The sequence below is a fragment of the Nocardia sp. NPDC050717 genome, assembly GCF_040654275.1.
Classification (GTDB): Bacteria; Actinomycetota; Actinomycetes; order Mycobacteriales; family Mycobacteriaceae; genus Nocardia.
This window is the reverse complement of sequence record NZ_JBFAHR010000001.1, coordinates 794,778-816,547: the sequence shown is the minus strand read 5'-3', so window position 1 is coordinate 816,547 and position 21,770 is coordinate 794,778. Positions and strand designations below refer to the sequence as shown.

The window sequence follows — 21,770 nt, the reverse complement described above, 5'->3', positions numbered from 1 at the left end:
TCAGGCGACCGTGGCTTTCAGGTGCGAGCCCGTGCGACCGCGGACGACATGCAGGCGGCTCGGAATCCGCTGGCGCATCTCGTCGACGTGACTGACCACCCCGACCACGCGACCGCCCGCGCGGAGTTCGTCGAGAACGCCCATCACCGCGTCGAGGGTGTCGGCGTCGAGACTGCCGAAGCCCTCGTCGATGAACAGCGTGTCCAGGACCAGGCCGCCGCTCTCGGCCGCCACGACATCGGCCAGGCCGAGGGCCAGCGCCAGCGAGGCCATGAAGGTCTCGCCGCCGGAGAGGGTCTTGGCGGAGCGGACCGCGCCGGTGTAGTCGTCGAGGACATCGAGGCCGAGGCCGCCGCGCCTGCCGCGCGGGCCCGCCTTGTCCGAGTGGACGAATTCGTAACGGCCGCCCGACATCCGACGCAACCGCAGCGAACCCGCGACCGCGACCTCCTCGAGCCGCGCGGCGAGCACATAGGAGCGCAACGACATCCGGCGGTTGTTCTCGCCGCGCCCGGCGACCACCTCGGCGAGCGTGGCCAGTTCGTCGAAGTCACGCTGCTTGGGCGCGATCCGCTCGACCTCGGCCCACAACTGGGTGCCGAGCTGTTCGAGCTGGGCCACCCGCTCCGTCGCCGCCGACTGCGCGGCCACCGCCGCGGTCAGGGCCTGCTGCGCCTGCGCGAACCGCTGCTCCATCGCGTCGAGGTCGCCGGGCGTCTGCTCGGCGACCGCGCGGATCCCCGGTTCCGCCAGCACCGCCTCGGCATGGGCACGCGCCCGGTCCGCCGCGGTGAGCTCGGCCTCGAGCGCCGCCTGTTGCCGCGCGGTGCGTGCCAGCGCGGTGACGACCTTGGCGTACGCGGTGAGCAGCGCGATGTCATCGCGCGGGGGCACGGGTTCGGCCTCGGGTTCCGGTTCGTCGTCGAGCGGTTCCTCGTCGAAAAGGTCGAAGAGAGTGGGCATCTCGGGCTCCACCCGAACGGTGCGCGCACCTCGCCCAGACCGAGGCTTCGGCACGCCGTCGGCTCCGTCCGGTCCCCCGGCTTTCGTCGCGGCCGAATCGCCAGCGAGTGCTTCGGAGTCGCCGGCGGCTTCGGCGGAAGCCGTGGCGCTGGTCTTCCTCGCGGCCAGGCCATCGCCGGGAGATGTGTCGAGCGCTTCGGAGTCTTCGTCAGCCGACGCGCGACTGTCGGAAGACTGCTCACCAAGGCCGGACACGTCTGCCGCCGAGGCTCTTTCGGCGTCGGCACGGAGCGAACCGCTTGTAGAGGAACGGCCCATCGGCGACTGCGAAACGCCGAGCACGTCTGTCGCCGAACCCTCTTCGGTTCGCGTACCGGACTCGCTGTCGGCGGTGGAGCGTCCAGCGGCGGAAGGCTCACCGGCCCTTGGCGCGCTGCTGTTCTCAGCGGCCGGAGTTCCGGTGGACGTGCCCGCCGCGACTCCCCCGGCCGTGCCGCCATGCGAGACCACTACGTCGCCGGAACGTCCGTCGGCCGGAGTTCCGGTGGACGTGCGCGCCGCGGTTTCACCGGTCGTGCCGCCATGCGAGGCCGCTACGTCGCCGGAATGTCTGCCGGCCGGAGCGGTGTCGGCGGTGGGCGCGGAGGCCGCATCACCGCTCGCGGGGGTTGCCTCGCCGGCACGTGCGTCCGCGGCGACCGTGGGTGTGGCAGTCGTAGCGTCCTGCGCCTCGGTCGCGGGGGGTGTGCCTACCAGGCTGTCCGCACGTTCGTAGCCTTCCGGCACGAAACCAGCTGTGCGGGCCAGGTTTTCCACGCGGGTGGCGATCTGGCGGACGGCCTCGCGGGCGGCGGATTCGTCGGTGCGGGCCGTGCGCAGCGCGGTGGCGGCCGCGATCAGGGATTCGAGGCGGGCGGTGCGGGCGTCGACGGTGTGGTCGGCGCCCGCGGCGGTGCGCAGACGGAGGGTGAGTTCGTCGAGGCGGGCACGGGTCGTGGCGATGTTCGCGGTGACGGTGCCGAGGCGGGCGTCGAGGTCGCGGGACCGCTCGTGCAGCGCCGTTTCCTCGGCGCGCAGCGTTTCGAGGCCGGTCGTCAGCGCCGGGACGCGGTCCGCCGTTTCGGCGGCGTCGTCGAAACGGTGGGTGGCGGTGCGGACGGCGTCGGCCAGGACCACCGGGTCGGCGTCGCCACCCCGCGCGGTGAGCGCCTCGATCTCGCGTTCGAGTGTGCCGATCCGCTCGGCGATCCGGTCGCGCGCGGCCTCGGCGGCCCGTTCGTCGGCGGTGGCGGCGTCTTCGGCGTCCTTCGAGACGGCATCGTCGGTCGGCCGCGCGGGCTCGGGATGCTCGGCGGACCCGCACACCGCGCACGGCGCGCCCTCGGCGAGCGCGCCCGCGAGTTCGGCGGCCATGCCGGCCAGGCGCCGCTTGCGCAGGTCGAGGACTCGTTCCCGCGCGTCGAGATGGGTCGCGCGCGCGGCATCGAACTCTGCCCGCGCCCGATCCAGAGCCGGTCGCTGCCTGGCCAATTCGACCGCGGCTGCCGCCGACTCCTGCCACTTGCCCAGCTCGGTCCGCAGCCCCGGCAGGGCGGCGGCCGCATCCGTGGCCTCCCGCAGTTGCTCCCCCGCGGCGGCGATGGCGGCGGGCAGCTCGCCCCGCCGTCGCGCCAGCGCGCCCGCTTGCTCGCCGAGCCGGGCCGCCTCCGATTCGTGCGCCGCGAGATCGGCACCCAGCTGTACCGCGAGGTCGACCTCCACCCGCACATCACCGAGCACACCGAGCTGCGCGTTCCACTGACTCACCGCGGCATCGAGATCGCCCTCGACCTCACGAACCACCCGATCGGCTGTCGATCGACCTTGTCCCGCAGGGGATCTCCGCGAACGAGGCGCACCCGCATCGGACAATCGAGCCGTATCCGAATCGCGTGGACTCCGCGTGTCGTGCGAAGAAGACGCGTCACCCACGCACCGCGTGTCCTCCACGGACTGCGTGCCGTCGGGGTCACGTGGGCCCGGCGAATCGGGCTGCTGCTCGCCCGCGGCGAGATCGGCCACCTGGTCCTCGTACACGATCCGCAGCAGGTCGACGCCCGCGATGTCCGCGGCCTCGTCGACGCTGAGTTGTGCCGCCAGGTCACCGGCGACCGCTCGGGTGGCGGTCTCGGCGCGGCGCAGCTGGCGCACGACCGAACGCGCCTCGTCGATCGCCTGGACGACCGGCTCCGCGCGGCGCGCCTGGTCGAGTTCGTTCGCCAGTTCAGCGCGGCGCGCCGCGCCTGCGGCGTGGGCGGCGAGTTCCGCGCGGGCGGCCGTCATCCTGGCGTGCAGTTCGGCGACGCGCCGCTGCTCCTCCGCCTCGGTGCGCGCCTCGGCCGACTCCTTGTGGCGCAGTTCGGCGTTCGTGTTCGCCTCGGCCAGTTCGGTGCGCGCCTTCGCCAGCAGCTCCTGCGACCAGGTCACCGCATCGGCCACGCCGATCGACTCGGCGCCGCCGTAGCCGGCGGCCATGCCGACCTTGGTGATCAATCGATCGATGCCCTGTTTGCGGGTGTCCAGCTCGGCGGCGGCGGCGCGGCGGCGATCGGCGAGCCACTGCTCCGCCGTACCGAAACGCTGGGTGTCGAAGAGCTTTTCGAGCAGCTTCTCGCGTTCTTCGTTCTCGGCGCAGAGGAACCTGGCGAAATCGCCCTGCGGCAGCAACACCACCTGGAAGAACTGCTCGGCGCTCATGCCGAGCAGCCGCAACACCTCCTCACCCACGTCGGTGATCCGCGACAGATTCTCGCCCGACCCGTCGAGCCACTCGAGGGTGGCCTTGGCCTGGACCTCGCGGGTCTTGCCGCTGTCGCGCAGGCTCGGTCGTTCGAAGGCCGGGCTGCGGGTGAGCCGCAGGTGCCGACCGCCCAGTGTCGCCTCCAGGGTGACCAGCGGCGGGGTCTGCGGGTCGGCGTGGTCGGAGTGCAGCCGCTTGGTCTCGCCCCGCGCGCCGGGAACACGGCCGTAGAGGGCGAACGCGATCGCGTCGAGCACGGTGGTCTTGCCCGCGCCGGTGTGCCCGTGCAGCAGGAACAGCCCATCGGTGCCGAGCGCGTCGAAATCGACGACGGTGGCCTCGGCGAACGGGCCGAACGCGACCATCTCCAGCCGGTGCAGCCTCACGCCGCACCGCCGTCGATCTGTACCCGCCCGGATCCACCGTGCGGGGCGCTCACGCGATCGCTTCCGTCAGGTCGGTGTCGGACGCGGGGGACACACGGGCCGCGTCGGATTCGCGGACCGCGGCGGCGAGCGCCCGCTCCACCCATGTCATCTCCCCCTCGGTCGGTGCGCCGCGCACGTCGGTCAGGAAGCTCGCCGCCACCTCCACATCACGGCGGCCGTGCACCCGCTCGCGATAGCGCAGCTCCGGATTGCCTTCCGGGCGCGCCCATTCCACGTGAACCGCGTGCGGGAACCGCTCGCGCAGCTTACGCATCGGGTCCACCGGGCGCGCGCTGTCGGTGAGAGTGGCAGAGACGTAATGCTGTTCGGCCTCGGCGAATCCGGCGTCGGCGAGTAGTTCGTCGAGAGTGCCGGTGAGCCTGCTCAATCCGCGCACCAGCGGCAGCTCGTGCCTGCGCACCTTGCCCAGCCCTTCGGCGTCGAGGTCGAGAATCCAGACCGCCTTGCGGTGGGAGTTCTCGGCGAACGAGTACGGCAGCGGAGAACCGCTGTAGCGCACCGACTCCGACAGCGTCTGCGGTGAGTGCAGGTGACCGAGGGCCACGTAGTCGATGCCGTCGAACGACGACATCGGCACCGTCTCCACCCCGCCGACCGAGATGGACCGCTCCGAGCCGGTGGCCTCCCCGCCGACGACGAACGCGTGGGCCAGCACCACCGAACGCGTGCCAGGCCTGGCCGCGAGATCGGCGCGGATGCGGCTCATCGCGGCGTCGAGGATCTCCGCGTGCGAACGGGCCTGCGGCACCCCGAGTTCGACGCGGGTGATCTCCGGTTCCAGGTAGGGGATCCCGTAGAAGGCCACGTCGCCGTGCGCGTCGGGCAGCAGGACCGGCCGATCGGCGTCGGCCACCCGAGTGCACAGGTGCAGCCCGCCCGCCGCGGCGAAACTGGCGCCCGCGCCGAGCCGGGCGGGGGAATCGTGATTGCCCGAGGTGGCGACGATCCGCGCGCCCGCGGCCCTGATCGCCTCGAAACCGCTGTTGCAGACCGCGATGGCGTCGGCGTTCGGTATGGACCGGTCGTAGACATCGCCGGGAACGACGACCACGTCGACGGATTCGGCCGCGACCAGCTCGGCGATCGCGGCCAGCACCCGTGCCTGATCGGCAAGGAGGTCGACACCGTGGAAGGTGCGCCCGATGTGCCAGTCGGAGGTGTGCAGGATCCGCATGCCGCGAAACTTAGGCCACACCACCGACAGAATTCAATCGACGCACTTCGCGGGTGTCGCGCACCACGCCCGGGTTGCCCGGCGATTGCGAGTTTGTCGGTGCTCTGGGGCACTATCGCCGCTATGACCGCCTCGATGCTCGTCGCGCTCGTCCTGGTATTCGCCGCCGGATTCGGTCTCGGCTGGTTGGGCCATTCCGCCCGCGGCGGGCAACGGGCCGCCGTGGCGGAGGCCAGGCTCGCCGCTGCCGACGACAATCAGCGGTTGCTGCAGCGCTCCCTGCAGGCGGCGAACGAGGACGCGGCGCGCAGGCATTCGGCCGCGGTCGGCGCGCTGGTCGACCCGTTGCGCGATGCGGTCGGCGCGCTGGAACAGCACATCCGCCAGGTCGAGCACCACCGGATCGACGCCTACTCCAGTCTCCGCGAGCAGGTCGCGGGGATGCAGCGCACCTCGCATCAGCTCTCCGACCAGACCGGTCAGCTGGTCGCGGCGCTGCGCGCGCCGCAGGTCCGCGGGCGCTGGGGCGAGATCCAGCTGGAACGCGTGGTCGAGCTGGCGGGCATGACGCGGCACTGTGATTTCGACACCCAAGTGCACCGCTCCGGCGGCGACGAGCGCGGCGTTCGGCCCGACCTGGTGGTCCGGCTGGCGGGCGGACGGCACATCGTGGTCGACGCGAAAGTCCCGTTCACCGCCTATCTGGACGCCGCGACCACCGACGATCCCACCGCGCGCGAGCGACTGCTGGCCCGGCACGCCAAGCACCTGCGCGCCCATGTCGACCAGCTCGCCGACAAGGCCTATTGGACGGCGTTCGACCCGGCGCCGGAGTTCGTCGTCCTGTTCGTGCCGGGCGACCCGTTTCTCGACGCCGCGCTCACCACCGACGCGGGTCTGCTCGAGTACGCGTTCGGCCGGAACGTGATCCTCGCGACTCCCACCACGCTGATCGCCCTGTTGCGCACCGTCGCGTTCAGCTGGCGCCAGGAAGCGCTGACCCGCGACATGGCAACGGTGCAGCAATTGGGCAAGGAGCTCTACACCCGGGTCGGCAAGGTGGCCGAGCATCTGGACAACCTCGGCGTGAATCTCGGTAAGGCCGTTGCCGCTTTCAACGCGACGGTCGGCTCGGTGGAGTCGCGGGTGCTGGTCACCGCACGCCGGATGCACGATCTCGGGATCGCCGATCAGGAGCTTCCGGCAATCCGGCTGACCGAGACCAGACCGCGCGTCGTCGCGTTCGCCGACGCCGAGGATCGACTTTGAGATCCCGTGCCGTAACACCTGCGGGAGCGATGTGCGGTTAGTGTCATAGGGTGGCTGCTTCCCAACGTGCGCGACCCCGGGTGCCCGCGCCGCAACGTTCGATCGTGCCCTCGGTGCCCGGCATCCCCGCCTGGGCCGCGATTGCGCTCGCCGCCGGCATGACGCTGCTGGGGTTCCTGATCGACGCGCTCGGTGGTGAGACCTACCCGACCGGCACCTTCTCGGCGCTGTACGTGCTCGGCTGTGTGCTCGCCGTCTGCGCGGTGCGCTTCCGCGGCCTGTTCTCGGCCATGGTGCTCCCGCCGCTGCTGCTGTTCGTCGCGGTGCCGGTGGCCTGCCAGATGCTGGGTGGCCGCGCGACCACCTCCATCAAAGACGTGCTGATGAACCTGGTCATCCCGCTGGTGGAGCGCTTCCCCACGATGATGCTGGCCACCGTGCTCGTGCTCGCGATCGGCGGCGCCAGGATCGCGATCGCCAAGCGGGCCCCCGCCACCGCCTCCGCCGAGCGCCGCGCGGAGCGCAGGAGCGAACGCAAGCCCACCCGGCGGCGCCGGACCGCCGCCGATCTCGCCGACACCGGGCGCGGGCGCGGTCGCCGCGGCGCCGCCGTCCTGGACGACCTCGACACCGCCGTGGACATGGCCAGCCCGGCCCGCCGCCCGCAGCGCCAGCCCAAGCGCGCGCCCGCGGCCGATCCCAAGCGCGCCCCGGCCGCCGAGTCCAAGCGCGCAGCCGCCGCCGAGCCACGGCGCGCACCCGCCGCCGCCCGCGCCCCACGCGGCGGCAGGGCGGCCGCCCCGCGCGAGCCGGAGCCGGTGCGCACGCCACGCCGTCGCCCGGACGCGCCGCCGCACCCGCAGCCCAACGTGCGCTACCGCGACCGCGCCGACACCGGCCGCACCGAGCGCCGCAGGCCCGACACCGTGTGAAGACGACAGATCCCCGTCGCGATCGCGACGGGGATTCTTCGTCGGTGGGTCAGGCGTTGCGCCGCGAGGCGCGCAGCTCGCGCGGCAGTGCGAACACCAGGGTCTCGTTGGCCGTGGTCACCGGCTGCACCTCGCCGAAGCCGTGCTCGGCGAGCAGGTCGAGCACACCGGTCACCAGGATCTCCGGCACCGAAGCGCCCGAGGTGATGCCGATGGTCTGGACCCCGTCGAGCCAGGCCAGGTCGACCTCGCGGGCGTAGTCGACCAAGTAGGCGGCGCGAGCGCCCGCGCCGAGGGCCACCTCGACCAGCCGCACCGAGTTCGACGAGTTGCGCGAGCCGACCACGATCACCAGATCGCATTCGGGCGCCATCGCCTTCACCGCGGTCTGGCGGTTGGAGGTGGCGTAGCAGATGTCGTCGCTGGGCGGATCCTGCAGCGTCGGGAAGCGCTCGCGCAGCCGGTTCACCGTCTCCATGGTCTCGTCGACCGAGAGCGTGGTCTGCGACAGCCAGATCACCTTCGACGGGTCGCGGACGGTCACCTTGTCCACCGAGTCGGGCCCGTCGACCAGCTGCACGTGTTCGGGCGCCTCGCCCGCCGTGCCCTCGACTTCCTCGTGGCCCTCGTGGCCGATGAGCAGGATGTCGTAGTCGTCGCGGGCGAAGCGCTTGGCTTCCTGGTGCACCTTGGTGACCAGCGGGCAGGTCGCGTCGATGGTGCGCAGGTTCCGTTCGGCGGCGGTCTCGTGCACGATCGGCGCGACGCCGTGCGCGGAGAACACGACGAGCGCGCCTTCCGGCACCTCGTCGGTCTCGTCGACGAAGATCACGCCGCGCTCCCGTAGCGTCTCCACCACGTGCCGGTTGTGCACGATCTCCTTGCGGACATAGATGGGGGCGCCGTGCTTCTCCAGCGCCTTCTCCACCGTCTCGACCGCACGATCGACGCCTGCGCAGTAGCCGCGCGGCTCGGCCAGCAGCACGCGCTTGCCACCGGCAGCGGACGCGCCAGGTGAGCGCGCGATACCGACGTTCAAGGGGATTGCCGAGGTCATGCCCCACAGCTTACGTGCGCCGGATGGACGCTATCGGGGCGGATCAAGGGGCATAGGTCACATCACGGCGGTGTGGACCTTTGCATCACACGCGAATTGCGGCAGGCTGGGACCATGTTCCGTCCTCCGTTCCTGGCCAGGGTCGCCGCAGGCGCCGCGGTCTATGCCTTAGAAGAGACCAGGCGGTTACCCGTCGCCGCGGTCAATTTCCCGATCACCGCGATCAGCCGCGTGCTGCAGACCACCATGCACGTGCAGCAGTTCGTGACCAGTCTCGCGCTCAAGGGCGATCTCGTCTTCGAACGTCTCGGTTCCGCTCCGCAGGAACAGCCGGAGTGGGCCACCTTCGACGAGGATCTCGCGCCCGAGCCCGCGGCGGCCACCAACGGCCACGCCAGCCGCTTCGACCTGTACACCGAGGACGCGGCGGTCGAGCAGCACAACGGCAAGGCGGCGCCCGCGTCGCTGCTGGTGCTCGAGGACGAGGCCGAGGAGCCCGCCGCCGAGCCGGCGGAGGTGCAGGCCCCCGAGGTCGCCATCCGCTACGACTACCCGTCGATGACGCTGGCCCAGCTGCGTGCCCGGCTGCGGATGCTGACCGTCGAGGAGCTGGCGCAGCTGCTGGCCTTCGAGCAGCAGACCCGCGCCCGCGCGCCGTTCGTCACCATGCTGACCAACCGGATCGCCACCGTTCAGGCCCAGTAGCCTCCCCCGTCACGAAGTGACCGCAATCGCCGCCGGTTGCGGTCACTTTTGTTTGTGTCGGTACCGCCGCGTATACCTACAGGCATGACTGAGGACGGCTCCGGCGCTGCCGCGCAGGCCGGCGCACCGGGCAGTTCGGCGGATCAGCCGTGGCCGGTGCGCTCGGTCGCGGTGAAGGTGGCGCAGTGGATCGATCGGCTCGGCAGCGTGTGGGTGGAGGGGCAGGTCACCCAGATCAATCTGCGTCCCGGCACGCGCACGGCGTTCCTGGTCCTGCGTGACACCTCCGCGGACATGTCGCTGTCGGTGACGTGCGATCCGGAGTTGTTGCGGCGCAGCCCCGTTCCGCTCACCGAGGGCAGCCGGGTGGTGGTCTACGGCAAGCTGCAGTTCTTCACCGGGCGCGGCACGCTGTCGCTGCGGGTCACCGAGATCCGCCCGGTCGGCATCGGCGAACTGCTCGCGCGCATCGAACGGCTCAAGGCCCTGCTGGCGGCGGAGGGCCTGTTCGACGAGCGGCGCAAGCGGCCGCTGCCGTTCCTGCCCGGCACCGTCGGGCTGATCACCGGACGGGCGAGCGCCGCCGAACGCGATGTGCTCAGTGTCGCCCAGAGCCGTTGGCCCGCAGTGCGTTTCGTCGTCAAGAACACCGCCACCCAGGGCCCGACCGCGGTGCCGCAGATGCTGGAGGCCCTGGCCGCGCTCGACCGCGACCCGACCGTCGACGTGATCGTGCTCGCCCGCGGCGGCGGCAGCACCGAGGACCTGCTCGCGTTCTCCGACGAGGCGCTGTGCCGCGCCATCGCGGCCGCGACCACGCCGATCGTCAGCGCGATCGGCCACGAACCCGACTCACCGCTGAGCGATCTCGTCGCCGACCTGCGCGCCGCGACCCCGACCGACGCCGCCAAACGGATCGTCCCCGACGCCGCCGCCGAACTCGCGGGGGTGCGCGAGATGCGCGCCCGCTCGGCCGCCGCGCTGCGCGGCTGGGTGCAGCGGGAGACCCACATCATCGCCCAATTGCGCTCGCGCCCGGTCCTCGCCGACCCGCTGCGTGAGCTGCGGCATCGGCACGAGGAGGTGGAGCGGCTGCGGCTGGCGGCCCGGCGCACCGTCGAGCAGACGCTGCGCACCGAGTCGACCGCCGCCGCGCACCTGCGCGAGAAGCTCACCGCCGTGGGTCCCGCCGCCACGCTGGCGCGTGGTTACGCTGTCGTGCAACGCGTGGCCGGTCCCGAACGGCACGTCGTCCGCACCATCGACGACGCGCCCGCGGGCAGCCAGCTCCGCATCCGGGTGGCCGACGGCGCGGTGAGCGCCGCCGCGCTCGGCACCCAGCGCCTGACACCCGCCACCGACGACAAGGGGAATTGACCGTGCCCGACGCCGGTTCCGACACCGACACCCTCGCCGAGATCGCCGGTTTCGGCTACGAACGCGCGCGCGACGAACTCGTGAACGTGGTCAAGATGCTCGAGCAGGGCGGCCTCGACCTCGACGACTCGCTGGCCCTGTGGGAGCGCGGCGAGGCGCTGGCCACCCGCTGCGAGCAGCACCTGGCCGGTGCGCGGCAACGGGTCGAGGCGGCCCTGTCGCACGCCGAACCCACCGAGGACTGACCGGCCCCGTTACCCGGGGCCAATTCCGCCTTTACGACGCCGAAACACCGGCCGGGCACGCTGGTGCCGTCGGATATCGAGCAGTCGTGGAGGCGCCGTGCCAGTTCTCGTCGACCGGGAGGCCGGGGCGATCGCCCGACTGTGCGCGGAACTGGGCGCGATCGCCCATTCCACCGACACCCGCAGGCTGCGCACCAAGAGCCGCGATCGGTTCGTCCAGAACCCGATGCTGCGTGACCTGCTGCGCGGCCGCAACGCCGAGATCTTCATCGCCCCGCGCGACAAGGACGAGCTGCGCTCCGCGGTCGCGGCCTGCGCCCGGCACCGCGTCCCGATCACCGTGCGCGGCGCGGGCTCCGGGCAGTTCGGCCAGGGTGTGCCGCTGAACGGGGGCGCGGTGATCGATGTCACCGCGCTGGCCGGGGTCATCGGCTGGCACGGCGTCCGTGGCCGTCGGCTGCCGACCACCGTCCGCGCGCGCACCGGCACCGTGGTCGCCGATATCGACGCGGCGATCCGTCCGTCCGGCTGGGAACTGCGCATGCATCCGTCGTCCGCGCAGAAGGCCACCATCGGCGGCTACATCGCGGGCGGGCACGCCGGTGTCGGCAGCTGTCAGTGGGGCATCCTGCGCGACACCGGCAATATCACCGCGCTGGAAGTGATGACGGTGGAAGAGCATCCGCGTCTGATCGAGGTGCGCGGTCGCGATGTCAACAGCGTGCACCACGCCTACGGCGCCAACGGCATCATCACCGAGGTCGAACTGCCGGTCGCGCCTGCCTGGGAGTGGCACGAGCTGGTGATCTCGTTCCCGGAATTCGAGCAGGCGGCCCGCTTCTCGGTCGACGTCTGCCACAGCGACGGCGTGCTCAAGAAGGTGGTGTCCCCGCACGCGCACCCGCTACCGCGCTACTTCTCCGGCCTGTCCGGCCTGGTGCCCGACGGCGAGTCGATGGCGCTGGTGATGGTGGCCGTGCAGTCGGTGACCGAGGTGGAGGATCTGGTACGCGCGAACGGTGGGCAGGTCCGCTATCGCTGTCTGGAGGGCAAGGGCGCCTACGGCGTTCCGCTGTACGAATTCACCTGGGGCCATTCGCTGCTGCACTATCAGCGGCACGACGAGAACCTCGTCGGGCTGATGGCGTTGTACCCGACCGGTGATCTCTACGAGTCGATCGTGCGGGTGCACCGCGAGTTCGCCGACCTCGGTCCGCTACATGTGGAGATGAAGCGGATCGACGGCGGTCTGTCCTGTCAGGGGTCGCCGGTCTTCGCTTTTCAGGGCCGCGCGCACCTGGCGGAGGTCACCGAGCGGCTGCAAGCCGCCGGACTGTCGATCGCCAGTCCGCACACCCCGGTGCTCGGCGCTGGCGGCATGAAGCCGTGGGGGCCGAAGGAGGCGAGCTTCAAACAGGAATTCGATCCCTACGGCCTGCTCGCCCAGGGCAAGCTCGACGACGCCGTCGCCGGCGATCTCCTCCTGTCGACCGCTCTGCCCAACAACGGCTGGTCCTATCGGTTGACCGGCTCTGACAGGTGACGGCCCTAGGCCGAGCCGGAGGCGAGGCCGCACGGCCCGCCACCGGAACTGTCCACGTATCCGGCCTTCAGCATCTGGATCAATCGGCACAGCGCCTCGTCGACACTCGCCACGGGGGCGGCCTCCAGCGCCGCCGCGGTGGCGACACCGGCGGGTGCGAGCAGGGCGGCGGCCGTCACGGCCAGGACGGCGATGGTCTTCTTCATGCGAACTCCTCCGGACGACGCTGACCGCGACGTTAGGCGCCGTCGCCGGCCGAAGGAACCCGCCAGTTCTGCGGGCTGGACTACTTGGCCAGCGGGGTCGCGGTGGTGACCGCCTCGGCCAGCGTGGTGAACGCCGCCTCGTTACCCGCGCCGGTGATCAGGACCCGCACGCCACCCAGGTCGGCGATCCAGGCCGCTTCCTCGGTGGGATCGGTGTAGAGCACCCACTTCTGCCCGGCGACGTCCTGGGTCCCGGTCGCGTAGCGCGAGCCGAGCACGTGCCTGGCCAGCGATTCCTCGGTGGCCGATGACTGCGAGTACCGCATGTAGGTGCCCTGCGGGGTGATGTAGCCGACCGTGCTGACCGGCCCGCCGCCCGCGGCGACGACCGTGTCGCGGCTGCCCGAGTTCGAGACCCAGCCCTGCGGCAGCTCCGGCTTGCGGATCGGGAACGGCAGCGACTTCGCGTCGGACTTCAGGGCGGCGTCGGCGTCGAAATGCGGGATCTGCCCCTGGGTCGGACCATTGGTCGCCACCGTGCACTGGCTCGCCGCGCCCGCCAGCACCACCGCGATCAGCACCAACGGGATCAGCGACCAGAACAGGTCGCGGTAGTCGTTGAAGATCCGGTGTTTCTGCTGGGCCACGGCTACCAGTATCCACTCGGGCCGGACCGGGGCGTCCACGGGGCATCGCAGGAGTCGTGCACGACCGTGCCGATTCGTAATGCGACAATTGCCCCCGTACACCAACGCCAAGGAGGCACTCCGCAATGACGGCATCATCGCCCGCCCCCAGCCGCCGCGAGGCACCCGACCGTAACCTCGCGCTGGAACTGGTGCGTGTCACCGAGGCAGGAGCGATGGCAGCGGGCCGTTGGGTCGGCCGTGGTGACAAGGAAGGCGGGGACGGCGCCGCCGTCGACGCCATGCGTCAGCTCGTCAGCTCCGTGTCCATGCGCGGCGTCGTCGTCATCGGCGAGGGCGAGAAGGACGAAGCGCCGATGCTCTACAACGGCGAGGCGGTCGGTGACGGCACCGGTCCCGAGGTCGACTTCGCGGTCGACCCGATCGACGGCACCACGCTGATGTCGAAGGGCTCCCCCGGCGCCATCTCGGTGCTCGCGGTCGCCGAGCGCGGCGCGATGTTCGATCCCTCGGCCGTGTTCTACATGCACAAGATCGCCGTCGGCCCCGACGCCGCCGGTTCGATCGACATCACCGCCCCGATCGGCGAGAACATCCGCCGCGTCGCCAAGGCCAAGCAGTCCTCGGTGTCCGACCTCACGGTCTGTATCCTAGACCGCCCCCGCCACGCCGACATCATCCAGCAGACCCGCGACGCGGGCGCCCGCATCCGGCTCATCTCCGACGGCGACGTGGCAGGCGCCATCGCCGCCGCCCGCCCCGAGTCCGGCGTCGACATCCTGGTCGGCATCGGCGGCACCCCCGAGGGCATCATCGCCGCCGCCGCGCTGCGCTGCCTCGGCGGCGAGTTGCAGGGCATGCTCGCCCCCAAGGACGACGAGGAGCGCCAGAAGGCCATCGACGCAGGCCACGACCTGGACCGCGTCCTGTCCACCACCGACCTCGTCGCCGGCGAGAACGTCTTCTTCTGCGCCACCGGCGTCACCGACGGTGACCTGCTGCGCGGCGTCCGCTACTTCGGCGGCGGCGCCTCCACCCAGTCCATCGTGATGCGCTCCAAGTCCGGCACCGTCCGCATGATCGACGCCTACCACCGCCTCACCAAGCTCCGCGAGTACTCCTCGGTGGACTTCGACGGCGACGATTCCGCCAACCCGCCCCTCCCCTGACGCCCCGGGCCGCGCACCCCTTCGGTGCGCGGCCTTCCGCGTTGCCGACCACCTAGCGCTTCGCTAACGTGGCTCGCACAGCGTCCGGAACGGGAGGAAATGGCTGGCGAACATCTGCGAAAGAAGCTTCTTCTTCACCGCGAGAAGGAGAAGTTGAGGCAGTTGACCGACGACCTACATGGCATTCTTGTCAATGGTCACCGGGCGCGAGAATCCTTCTCTCCCGCTGCCCAGAATGCTCTCCGTGAGTTCAACCGGTCGTCACATGCTCCGGATCTCACTATCGCGGATTCAGCGGATGAGCATGAAGTCACGGACTGGTACCGAACATTGTTCGCCAGTGCGGGAATCAGAAGCAACTTCTGGTGTTCGACTGCAATGGAGAATTTTCCATTCATCGAATGTCTGATCACTGGCGATGCGTGGATCGAGTCGCTCCGAAAGCATTTCGGCGACTACCTGGACCTTGTTGCCTATGACGAAGGATCCGTCGCCGCAACCTTCGAAGATGAGTATCGAATTCTCGGTTTCTACAAGACACTCTCACCTTAACCAGTGGTATGACACCAAACTGGAGAGTGAACCACATCGAGGAGAGCTGCATTTCGGGGCACGGAAACATCCGCGATAAAAGTGGGGATGCATCTCTACACCTGGCCGATACATCCGAACGGCGGACCACATGAATCACTCAGCTGAATTGCTGGGCACACCAGGCGACTACTCCCTGATCAAATGGGAGGGCGCCGATTCCCCGGGCTGCTCATCCAGGGGGACACGCTGAGCATTCTCGTATCGGATCTTCGCGAGGTCCGGGACCTGTTGAATGCGCGCGATGTCGACGAGGCGCTGCTTGCGACGGACGAGCTGCTGAACCGTATGACCAGCATTCAGAAGGCATATGAGGTAATGATGTCAAGCGCTCGCGTCAAGCTCCCCTATGCGGCCGACGGCTAGGTGTCCGATGCTGGTCACTGCTGTCACCGACCTGGTTCCGGGAGTCCGTGGGATTGTCCGATCGGCCACGGGAGAATGGCCCGTGGTTTGGCGTGGGCGCAGCATCGTCAGAAGTGGACAATCCTGTGACGTCGAGCTCGAGGTCGATGACGATTCCCCTGAGCTGCATATCGTCCAGGACGGCAGCCCCTCTGGCGACGCACCTCCGAAAGGGCATATCAGTAGTCGAGGGTCGCCTGATCGTCTGCGGCATGCTCTTGGTATTCGACGACGGGGCCGCGGCTCTGGACCTCGAACCCGGAATTGTGCTCCTGGACTCAAGATTCCCTGCGCCAGATAGGGATTCAGCACGAAGAGCGTTCATCTCCCCTGCTCAGATCCAGATTTTCCCAACCAACATCTGACAGAGCCAGATCATGGCGAGCGACCGCGGGCCAGAGTCATATGACTGGAGCATCCTTGAGTAAGAATGAAACTTCGAATGAGTTGGCGCGCACCAGAGTCAGCCCGACCGCCGAGCCGACCGCCACACTAGGCTTGCTCGTTGTCCATCCCTCTGTTGCATATGAAGCCTACTCCCAAAGACTCAGGGGGCTGATTGGCAAGGCTGTAGAAATTTCTGTTAGCGCAGACTTCGAGGCGGAAGAGGAGGTATCAACTTCCCTCTTGCCTGAATGGTTTCAAGATTTATCGGACACGCCTAGCCGGTCTGGGGCAAACAGCTATGCAGAAGTGGGAAAGGGTGATCCCTGGGACAAGGAAGAATGGATCTATTGCTTCGACTCCGACCTTCGCGCATGGATCTGGTGGGACCTCACTCGTTTTCCAGGTGGAGCGGCCGTATGGATCGACACCCAGGGCGAGGGACACATTCCCCATGAAGAGTTGGTGTGGGCACTATACGTCGCAGGTGCATCGCTGGTCGAACCGCTACGGACGGAGGCGGCAAGCGCGTGGAAGGCTTCGAGCGACTTGGAACAGTGAGGCGGGCGAGTACTCGCTCATGGATGGAGGTGCCGCAATCGATGGATCGACAGCGGTTGGAAGATCTTGTTGAGGCTGCGGTGGCGCGAGGTATCGCCGACCAGTCGCTGATCCCAAAGATTCGAAATGCGACTACGATACGTGCAGGAAGAACATTCGTCGACAGCTTGCTCAGGACTTACCGCCGTCGACTCCGGTACACCGGAGGTGACATGTCACTACTTGCGATGACGCAAGACCTGGTCGATTTCCTCGACACCTGCGAACGCGAACATCTGAGCATGATCTCCATCTCCGGTCCCGGCCGCTATTGCACCTTCTTGCTCGCAGACCTCGAGACCTCCGAGATCCTGCATTGGATGCGAATGTTCGGTCGGCAGGACGCCAAGCGAAACATTGGATAACGCTGACGATATGACCCCACCAGATGCTAATGTTCATAAACTTCCAGCACCACCAAACCCTGGACAGCTTCAGATACGAGAACATTGGTGACATCGGGAGAATTTGACCAACCCAATCATGCCCAGTTGATCGAGTCTTTCGGTGCTGACGTGACGACTTCAACAGATGAAGCGACCGAGGTGCGGATACCCCTCGATAATGGCGAATCGGTAGTATTGCAGTACAATCCACTCTATCGCGATGCACGCATACGCTGGATTCGAGACGGGGCGTGCATTTTCGACATAAGCCGCGAGTCGGTGCAAGCGATAGTCGCGGATGAACGTGGCTTTATTTCGATACACACCGGTGGCCATGGACTAGTCGGTGAGCTGACGCTGGGGTTGTATCCCGTGCGAATCGTTGATTCATTGCTGATAGACCGACAGAACTGAATCGCCTTAGAGTTCCTTCTATAAGCTGAAACGATATGGACCCATCAGGCCAGTCGGCGTTCGGCCGACAGATTTCAAGATGCCGCGTTGGGCCAAGACTTTCAGATCTCGTTGTGCCTGCTGGATGCTCAGCCCTTCACTGGCTCCATATCGTGACCGGCGAACCCGCCCGGCCATCGCCACGTCCTGGAGAGCGGAGTTGATCTGGTCATCGGGTCCCGGTCTCTGGCGCGTACTCCAAACGATCGACCGGGTGGCAGACCGGCGATGGCATGCAGGACCACGATCGACCCGCCCGAGGTGCAGGAATCCTGTTTGCGCCTGGTGCATCTACCGTCCGGATTTGACATCATGGCGGTATGAAGCGTGAGGAGCTGATCCCCCTCCTTCCGGCGATACGCGAGCTGTGTGCCGAGTACGGCGTCACAGAGCTCGCGGTCTTCGGCTCGGTCGCTCGTGGTGACGACACCGAGTCGAGTGACGTCGACCTGCTCTACGTTCGCGGTCCTCATGCGGTGCGTGGTCTGGCGTTCTTCGAGCTCGCCGATCGGTTGACCGAACTGCTGGGGACACCCGTCGACCTGGTACCGAAAGCCGGCCTCAACAGAGTGATCCGTGAGCGCGTCCTGGCCGAAGCCCGGGTGCTGTATGCCGCCGCGTGATCGCCGCAGCAACGCCTTATTCCTCGCTGACATCGTTATCGCCTCCCGAACTGTGCTCCGCTGGATCGACGGAAGGGATGGCGACTGGGCAACGGACGAGATCCTCCAAAACGCTGTGCTTCGCCAGCTCCTCGTCATCGGGGAGGCAGCTTCGTGTGTCACCGACGACGTCAGAGAAAAACTGTCCGAGCTTCCGTGGCGTCAGATCAGGGGCTTTCGCAACCACGCAGTGCACGCCTACTTCAGTCTCGACTGGGAGATCGTCCGCGAAGTGGCCGAGGTTGATCTCCCTTCCGTCGAGCGGGCCGTGTATCGCTTGATCACGACCGAGTACCCCGAGGTGGCGGCAGAGCTGTAGAGCCTGTCGCAGAAGCACGGAGGGTCCTCGTGGCGTATTGACGCAATCATTACGTCAATACGTCACGAGACCTGCTGTTCCTCCATCGCCCGGCGCGACTCCTCGTGCAGGATCTCCAGAAGCTCCTGCTCCAGAGCCGCGAATTCAGGGCTCGTGATGATCGACAAATCTCGCGGGCGCGGTAGGTCGATGGTCAGATCGTGGCGGACGACCGCGGGTCGGGCGGAGAGGACGAGGACTCGGTCCGAGAGATAAACGGCCTCGCGGATGTCGTGGGTGATCATGAGGACGGTCCAGCGGTACCGCTGCCACACCTCTTGCAACCAGGTTTGCATTTCGGTGCGGGTGAGAGAGTCGAGGGCGCCGAAGGGTTCGTCGAGGAGGAGGAGTTCGCGGTCCTGGACGACGGTGCGCAGGAGGGCGGCGCGTTGGCGCATGCCGCCGGAGAGGTGGGCGGGGCGGGCGTGCTCGAAGCCGGCGAGGCCGAAGACGGGGAACAGTTCGCCGGCGCGGCGGCGGGCCTCGGCGCGGGGGACGCCCTGGACCTGGAGGCCGAGGATGGTGTTGTCGAGGATGGTGCGCCAGGGGAACAGCAGGTCGCGCTGGGGCATGTAGGCGCAGTGCGCGGCGGGGGCCGTGCCGCGGAATTCGGCGGTGCCGGAGTCGGGGGTTTCCAGGCCGGCGAGCATGTTGAAGACGGTGCTCTTGCCGCAGCCGCTGGGGCCGATCACGCTGACGAACTCGCCGGGGCGGACGGTGAACGAGACCCCGCCGAGCACGTCCAGGTCCGGGGTGCGGCGGCCCCGGCGGGGGTACGACTTGCGCAGCTGGTCGACGACCAGGCGGTCCTCAGGCACGGCCGCTCCTCCCCTCGGCGAGCGCCCACGGCGCGACGAGACGTTCGACCACGAAGGTGGCCAGGTACAGCGTGATGCTCAGCAGGGCGGTCACGAGCACCGCGGCCAGGACGAGGTCGGTGCGGAAGGAGTTCTTCTGCAGGCTCATGTAGATGCCCAAACCCTTACTCGCGCCCACGTATTCGGCGAACACCGCGCCGACCACCGCGTAGGTGATGCCGATGCGCAGGGCCGTGAAGAACCGCGGCACCGCCGACGGCAGGCGCACGTACCGGAACTCCTGCGTGCGGGACGCGCCCATGCTGCGCAGCAGCGCGCCGGCTTCCCGGTCGGCCGCCGCGAAGCCCTCGATGAGGCCGATCACCATCGGGAAGAAGGTCACCAGGGAGACCACCAGGATCTTGGGCAGCAGCCCGAAGCCGAACCAGATGATCATCAGCGGCGCGATCGCCACGATCGGCAGGGTCTGTGAGGCGACGAACAACGGGACGAACGCGCGACGCAACCACGGGGAGAAGTCGACGACGATCGCCAGCAACCAGGCCAGGGTCAGCGAGACGGCGAACCCGAGCAGCGTCACCTGCAGGGTGGCGGCGGCGTGCGCGCCGATCTCCTCGCGATGCGCCCACCCTTGCCGCAGCACCCGCAGCGGCGACGGCAGCACCTGTGGACGGATGCCGCTGACGGTGACATAGACCTGCCAGACCACGACCAGAGCGGCCACCGTCACCGCGGCGGGCAGCACCCACCGGAGGCGCGAACCCACCTCACGGGTTGGTGAGGTACTCATTGGTGAAGTAGGTCGACCAGTCCGGTTCGGCGGACAGGGCGGCGCCGTCGGGCCCGCTGAGCAGGCCACCGCGGAACAGGAAGCCGGAGTTGGCCGCCCACTGCTCGCGGGTCTGGCCGCCGACGCGGCCGTCGGGGCCCTTCATGAACTGTTCGGCCAGCATGCGCTGGCTCTCGAAGACCAGCTTCTCGTCGTTGAAGGCGCCGGGGTTGGCGGCGAGGAGATCGCGGGCCGCCGCGTCCGGGTCGTCGGCGGCGACCTGGTAGCCGCGCTGCAGTGCCTGCACGAACTTGCGGGCTCGGTCGGGGTTCGCGGTGAGCCAGTCCTCGTTGGCGTTGATCAGGATGGCGTAGGCGTCGGGGAAGCCGAAATCGGTGTAGCGGAAGTACTTCATGGGCGTGCCGTGGTGTTCGGCTTCGATGCCCTCCCACGCCAGGTAGGAGACGGTGAAGTCGGCCTTGCCCGAGTAGACCGCCTCGTATGCCGACGAGCCGAGGGTCACGGAGGTGAAATCGCCGGTGCCACCGGCATTCCGGATCACCTGCTGCAAGGCTTCCTTCTCACCCGGGTCGCCGAATCCGGCGTAGGTCTTGCCGTCCAGGTCCTTCGGGCTCGCGAGGTCGGCCCGGTCGGCGCGCACGCCGATCCCGGTTGCCCAGTGCTGCAGCGGCGCGAGCACCGACTTGGTGTGCGCGCCCGCGGCGCGGGCGAAGGTCGCCGAATTGTGGGTGCTGATACCGAATTCCGCGTTCCCGGCGTCGATCACCGTGTCGACCGAGGTGTTGTTGTACGGCAGGATCTCCACGTCAAGGCCCGCGTCGGCGAAGAAGCCCTGCTGCATCGCGACGTAGAGGCCGGTGTGGTTGGTGTTCGGTGTCCAGTCCAGCGCGAAGCGGATCTTGTCGCCCGAGTCGCCGCCCGACGCGCAGGCGGTGAGCGCCGACAGCAGGGCGACCGAGGTGACGACAACCGCGAGCGCGCGGCGCAGACGGCCGCTCATGCCGCGGGCCAAGGCTGCGGGTGCAGGGCGGTGTCCCAGAACAGCAACTCGTAGCGCGTCGCCAGCGTGAACGCGCTCGACATCGCCGCGCGCTCGGCCTCGGTCGCCGCGTCAGCGGCCTGGTCGACCAGGGTCCGCGCGGTGGCGGCGGTCTGCTGGAAGTCCTCGGCGCCGTAGGTGGTGACCCAGCGCGCGTACGGATGGTCCGGGTCGGCGGCCACGACCTGCTCAGCGCTCGCGGCCAGGTCGCGGCCCACTTCGGCGTAGATCCAGAAGCACGGCAGGACCGCGGCGGCGGCCACGGCGTACGACTCGGTCGCGGCGGCGGCGATCAGGTACGAGACGTACGCCAGGCAGGTCTGCGAATGCTCCGGGGCGGCGGTGCGCGGCGGCAGCGCGCCACTGGCCAGCAGCTCGGCGTGCATCGCGGACTCGACGGCGGCCGCGTTGGCGGCGGAGTTCGCCCAGAACGCCGCGGTCTGCGGATCGGGCGACTTCGAGGCCAGGATGGCCAGGGCCTTCGCGTAGCCGGTCAGGTACAGCGAGTCCTGCTCGATGTAGGTGGCGAACACCTCGGGCGGCAGTGTGCCGTCACCGAGCCGTCGCAGGAATTCGAGGTCGTCGATCGCGACCCGCAGGACCTTCGTCTGGTCCCAGAGCTGGTCGGTGAACCGACCCGTCGTGGTGGTGTGCGCGCTCAACGCCGTGACATCCCTTCGTCAGCATTACCTGAGCAGGTTCCGCGGGTGTGTTCTCAGCTCCGCGTCGGCGGAGCACCCCGTGTCCGTGACCGACCATAGCAGTGCCG

22 protein-coding genes and 1 riboswitch are annotated in these 21,770 nt (G+C 68.8%); of the genes, 13 read left to right on the top strand and 9 right to left on the bottom strand.

All coding sequences use genetic code 11. The annotated features are described in order from the left end of the window. Positions 1–4,128, bottom strand: a complete 4,128-nt coding sequence (locus AB0H56_RS03800; RefSeq protein ID WP_357156704.1) for an AAA family ATPase — start codon at positions 4,126–4,128, stop codon at positions 1–3. 49 nt (positions 4,129–4,177) lie between these two features. Further along, complete coding sequence (locus AB0H56_RS03795; RefSeq protein ID WP_357156702.1) at positions 4,178–5,365, bottom strand: exonuclease SbcCD subunit D; 1,188 nt, start codon at positions 5,363–5,365, stop codon at positions 4,178–4,180. Positions 5,366–5,488: 123 nt separating this feature from the next. On the opposite strand from AB0H56_RS03795, the gene AB0H56_RS03790 reads away from it, so the two are divergent. After that, positions 5,489–6,634, top strand: coding sequence for a DNA recombination protein RmuC (locus AB0H56_RS03790; RefSeq protein ID WP_357156700.1), 1,146 nt, complete (start codon positions 5,489–5,491; stop codon positions 6,632–6,634). 50 nt (positions 6,635–6,684) lie between these two features. Beyond that, positions 6,685–7,566, top strand: coding sequence for a DUF6542 domain-containing protein (locus AB0H56_RS03785; protein ID WP_357156698.1), 882 nt, complete (start codon positions 6,685–6,687; stop codon positions 7,564–7,566). A 49-nt stretch (positions 7,567–7,615) separates the two neighbouring features. Here the strand turns inward: AB0H56_RS03785 and AB0H56_RS03780 are convergent, their stop codons facing one another. Continuing rightward, the gene (locus AB0H56_RS03780; protein WP_357156696.1) at positions 7,616–8,623 is read right to left on the bottom strand and encodes a 4-hydroxy-3-methylbut-2-enyl diphosphate reductase; all 1,008 of its coding nucleotides are present in this window, start codon (positions 8,621–8,623) and stop codon (positions 7,616–7,618) included. A 114-nt stretch (positions 8,624–8,737) separates the two neighbouring features. Between AB0H56_RS03780 and AB0H56_RS03775 the strand changes: the two genes are divergently transcribed. The 4 genes from AB0H56_RS03775 to AB0H56_RS03760 all read left to right on the top strand — a co-directional run bounded on the left by AB0H56_RS03775 (position 8,738) and on the right by AB0H56_RS03760 (position 12,493). Beyond that, a complete protein-coding gene (locus AB0H56_RS03775) occupies positions 8,738–9,328 on the top strand; it encodes a lipid droplet-associated protein (protein ID WP_357156694.1) in 591 nt (196 codons plus the stop codon). Between the two features lie 84 nt (positions 9,329–9,412). Then, positions 9,413–10,705: an exodeoxyribonuclease VII large subunit gene (xseA, locus tag AB0H56_RS03770; protein WP_357156692.1), complete on the top strand. Its 1,293-nt coding sequence runs from the start codon at positions 9,413–9,415 to the stop codon at positions 10,703–10,705. 2 nt (positions 10,706–10,707) lie between these two features. Next, the gene (locus tag AB0H56_RS03765) at positions 10,708–10,950 is read left to right on the top strand and encodes an exodeoxyribonuclease VII small subunit (RefSeq protein WP_233000613.1); all 243 of its coding nucleotides are present in this window, start codon (positions 10,708–10,710) and stop codon (positions 10,948–10,950) included. Positions 10,951–11,047: 97 nt separating this feature from the next. Continuing rightward, positions 11,048–12,493: an FAD-binding oxidoreductase gene (locus tag AB0H56_RS03760; protein ID WP_357156690.1), complete on the top strand. Its 1,446-nt coding sequence runs from the start codon at positions 11,048–11,050 to the stop codon at positions 12,491–12,493. A 5-nt stretch (positions 12,494–12,498) separates the two neighbouring features. Here AB0H56_RS03760 and AB0H56_RS03755 read toward each other — a convergent pair whose 3' ends face one another. Next, positions 12,499–12,699: a hypothetical protein gene (locus tag AB0H56_RS03755; RefSeq protein ID WP_357156688.1), complete on the bottom strand. Its 201-nt coding sequence runs from the start codon at positions 12,697–12,699 to the stop codon at positions 12,499–12,501. A gap of 80 nt (positions 12,700–12,779) precedes the next feature. Next, positions 12,780–13,346, bottom strand: coding sequence for a DUF4245 domain-containing protein (locus AB0H56_RS03750; RefSeq protein WP_110036897.1), 567 nt, complete (start codon positions 13,344–13,346; stop codon positions 12,780–12,782). A gap of 125 nt (positions 13,347–13,471) precedes the next feature. On the opposite strand from AB0H56_RS03750, the gene glpX reads away from it, so the two are divergent. From glpX to AB0H56_RS03715, 7 genes are all read left to right on the top strand, one after another. Further along, positions 13,472–14,515: a class II fructose-bisphosphatase gene (gene glpX, locus AB0H56_RS03745; protein ID WP_110036666.1), complete on the top strand. Its 1,044-nt coding sequence runs from the start codon at positions 13,472–13,474 to the stop codon at positions 14,513–14,515. A gap of 99 nt (positions 14,516–14,614) precedes the next feature. Then, on the top strand, positions 14,615–15,067 hold the full coding sequence (locus tag AB0H56_RS03740) for a hypothetical protein (protein WP_357156685.1): 453 nt from the start codon (positions 14,615–14,617) through the stop codon (positions 15,065–15,067). 864 nt (positions 15,068–15,931) lie between these two features. Further along, entirely contained in the window at positions 15,932–16,456 is a 525-nt protein-coding gene (locus AB0H56_RS03735; protein WP_357156683.1) for a hypothetical protein, read from the top strand. Between the two features lie 23 nt (positions 16,457–16,479). Then, on the top strand, positions 16,480–16,860 hold the full coding sequence (locus AB0H56_RS03730; RefSeq protein ID WP_357156681.1) for a hypothetical protein: 381 nt from the start codon (positions 16,480–16,482) through the stop codon (positions 16,858–16,860). Between the two features lie 87 nt (positions 16,861–16,947). Next, positions 16,948–17,295: a hypothetical protein gene (locus AB0H56_RS03725; protein WP_357156679.1), complete on the top strand. Its 348-nt coding sequence runs from the start codon at positions 16,948–16,950 to the stop codon at positions 17,293–17,295. A 359-nt stretch (positions 17,296–17,654) separates the two neighbouring features. Next, entirely contained in the window at positions 17,655–17,957 is a 303-nt protein-coding gene (locus AB0H56_RS03720) for a nucleotidyltransferase family protein (RefSeq protein WP_357156677.1), read from the top strand. Continuing rightward, the gene (locus tag AB0H56_RS03715) at positions 17,944–18,315 is read left to right on the top strand and encodes a HepT-like ribonuclease domain-containing protein (protein WP_280304170.1); all 372 of its coding nucleotides are present in this window, start codon (positions 17,944–17,946) and stop codon (positions 18,313–18,315) included. The genes AB0H56_RS03720 and AB0H56_RS03715 overlap by 14 nt, the downstream gene beginning before the upstream one ends. Before the next feature lie 62 nt (positions 18,316–18,377). On the opposite strand, the gene AB0H56_RS03710 is transcribed toward AB0H56_RS03715, so the two are convergent. From AB0H56_RS03710 to AB0H56_RS03695, 4 genes are all read right to left on the bottom strand, one after another. Next, complete coding sequence (locus AB0H56_RS03710; RefSeq protein WP_357156675.1) at positions 18,378–19,172, bottom strand: ABC transporter ATP-binding protein; 795 nt, start codon at positions 19,170–19,172, stop codon at positions 18,378–18,380. Continuing rightward, the gene (locus AB0H56_RS03705) at positions 19,165–19,962 is read right to left on the bottom strand and encodes an ABC transporter permease (RefSeq protein WP_357156673.1); all 798 of its coding nucleotides are present in this window, start codon (positions 19,960–19,962) and stop codon (positions 19,165–19,167) included. The genes AB0H56_RS03710 and AB0H56_RS03705 overlap by 8 nt, the downstream gene beginning before the upstream one ends. Further along, entirely contained in the window at positions 19,940–20,962 is a 1,023-nt protein-coding gene (locus AB0H56_RS03700) for an ABC transporter substrate-binding protein (RefSeq protein WP_357156671.1), read from the bottom strand. The genes AB0H56_RS03705 and AB0H56_RS03700 overlap by 23 nt, the downstream gene beginning before the upstream one ends. After that, entirely contained in the window at positions 20,959–21,663 is a 705-nt protein-coding gene (locus AB0H56_RS03695; RefSeq protein ID WP_357156669.1) for a TenA family protein, read from the bottom strand. Before AB0H56_RS03695 ends, AB0H56_RS03700 begins: the two co-directional genes overlap by 4 nt. Further along, a riboswitch (TPP riboswitch) is annotated at positions 21,657–21,753 on the bottom strand. (Overlaps the previous gene by 7 nt.) Positions 21,754–21,770 lie beyond the last annotated feature (17 nt).

Bases quoted from the DNA above. Each gene is read 5' to 3' on its own strand.
- AB0H56_RS03755 (WP_357156688.1), bottom strand. From the start codon at position 12,699: ATGAAGAAGACCATCGCCGTCCTGGCCGTGACGGCCGCCGCCCTGCTC.
- AB0H56_RS03715 (WP_280304170.1), top strand. From the start codon at position 17,944: ATGCCGCCGCGTGATCGCCGCAGCAACGCCTTATTCCTCGCTGACATC.
- AB0H56_RS03775 (WP_357156694.1), top strand. From the start codon at position 8,738: ATGTTCCGTCCTCCGTTCCTGGCCAGGGTCGCCGCAGGCGCCGCGGTC.
- AB0H56_RS03795 (WP_357156702.1), bottom strand. From the start codon at position 5,365: ATGCGGATCCTGCACACCTCCGACTGGCACATCGGGCGCACCTTCCAC.
- glpX (WP_110036666.1), top strand. From the start codon at position 13,472: ATGACGGCATCATCGCCCGCCCCCAGCCGCCGCGAGGCACCCGACCGT.
- AB0H56_RS03700 (WP_357156671.1), bottom strand. From the start codon at position 20,962: ATGAGCGGCCGTCTGCGCCGCGCGCTCGCGGTTGTCGTCACCTCGGTC.
- AB0H56_RS03790 (WP_357156700.1), top strand. From the start codon at position 5,489: ATGACCGCCTCGATGCTCGTCGCGCTCGTCCTGGTATTCGCCGCCGGA.
- xseA (WP_357156692.1), top strand. From the start codon at position 9,413: ATGACTGAGGACGGCTCCGGCGCTGCCGCGCAGGCCGGCGCACCGGGC.
- AB0H56_RS03705 (WP_357156673.1), bottom strand. From the start codon at position 19,962: ATGAGTACCTCACCAACCCGTGAGGTGGGTTCGCGCCTCCGGTGGGTG.
- AB0H56_RS03740 (WP_357156685.1), top strand. From the start codon at position 14,615: ATGGCTGGCGAACATCTGCGAAAGAAGCTTCTTCTTCACCGCGAGAAG.
- AB0H56_RS03730 (WP_357156681.1), top strand. From the start codon at position 16,480: ATGGAGGTGCCGCAATCGATGGATCGACAGCGGTTGGAAGATCTTGTT.
- AB0H56_RS03780 (WP_357156696.1), bottom strand. From the start codon at position 8,623: ATGACCTCGGCAATCCCCTTGAACGTCGGTATCGCGCGCTCACCTGGC.
- AB0H56_RS03720 (WP_357156677.1), top strand. From the start codon at position 17,655: ATGAAGCGTGAGGAGCTGATCCCCCTCCTTCCGGCGATACGCGAGCTG.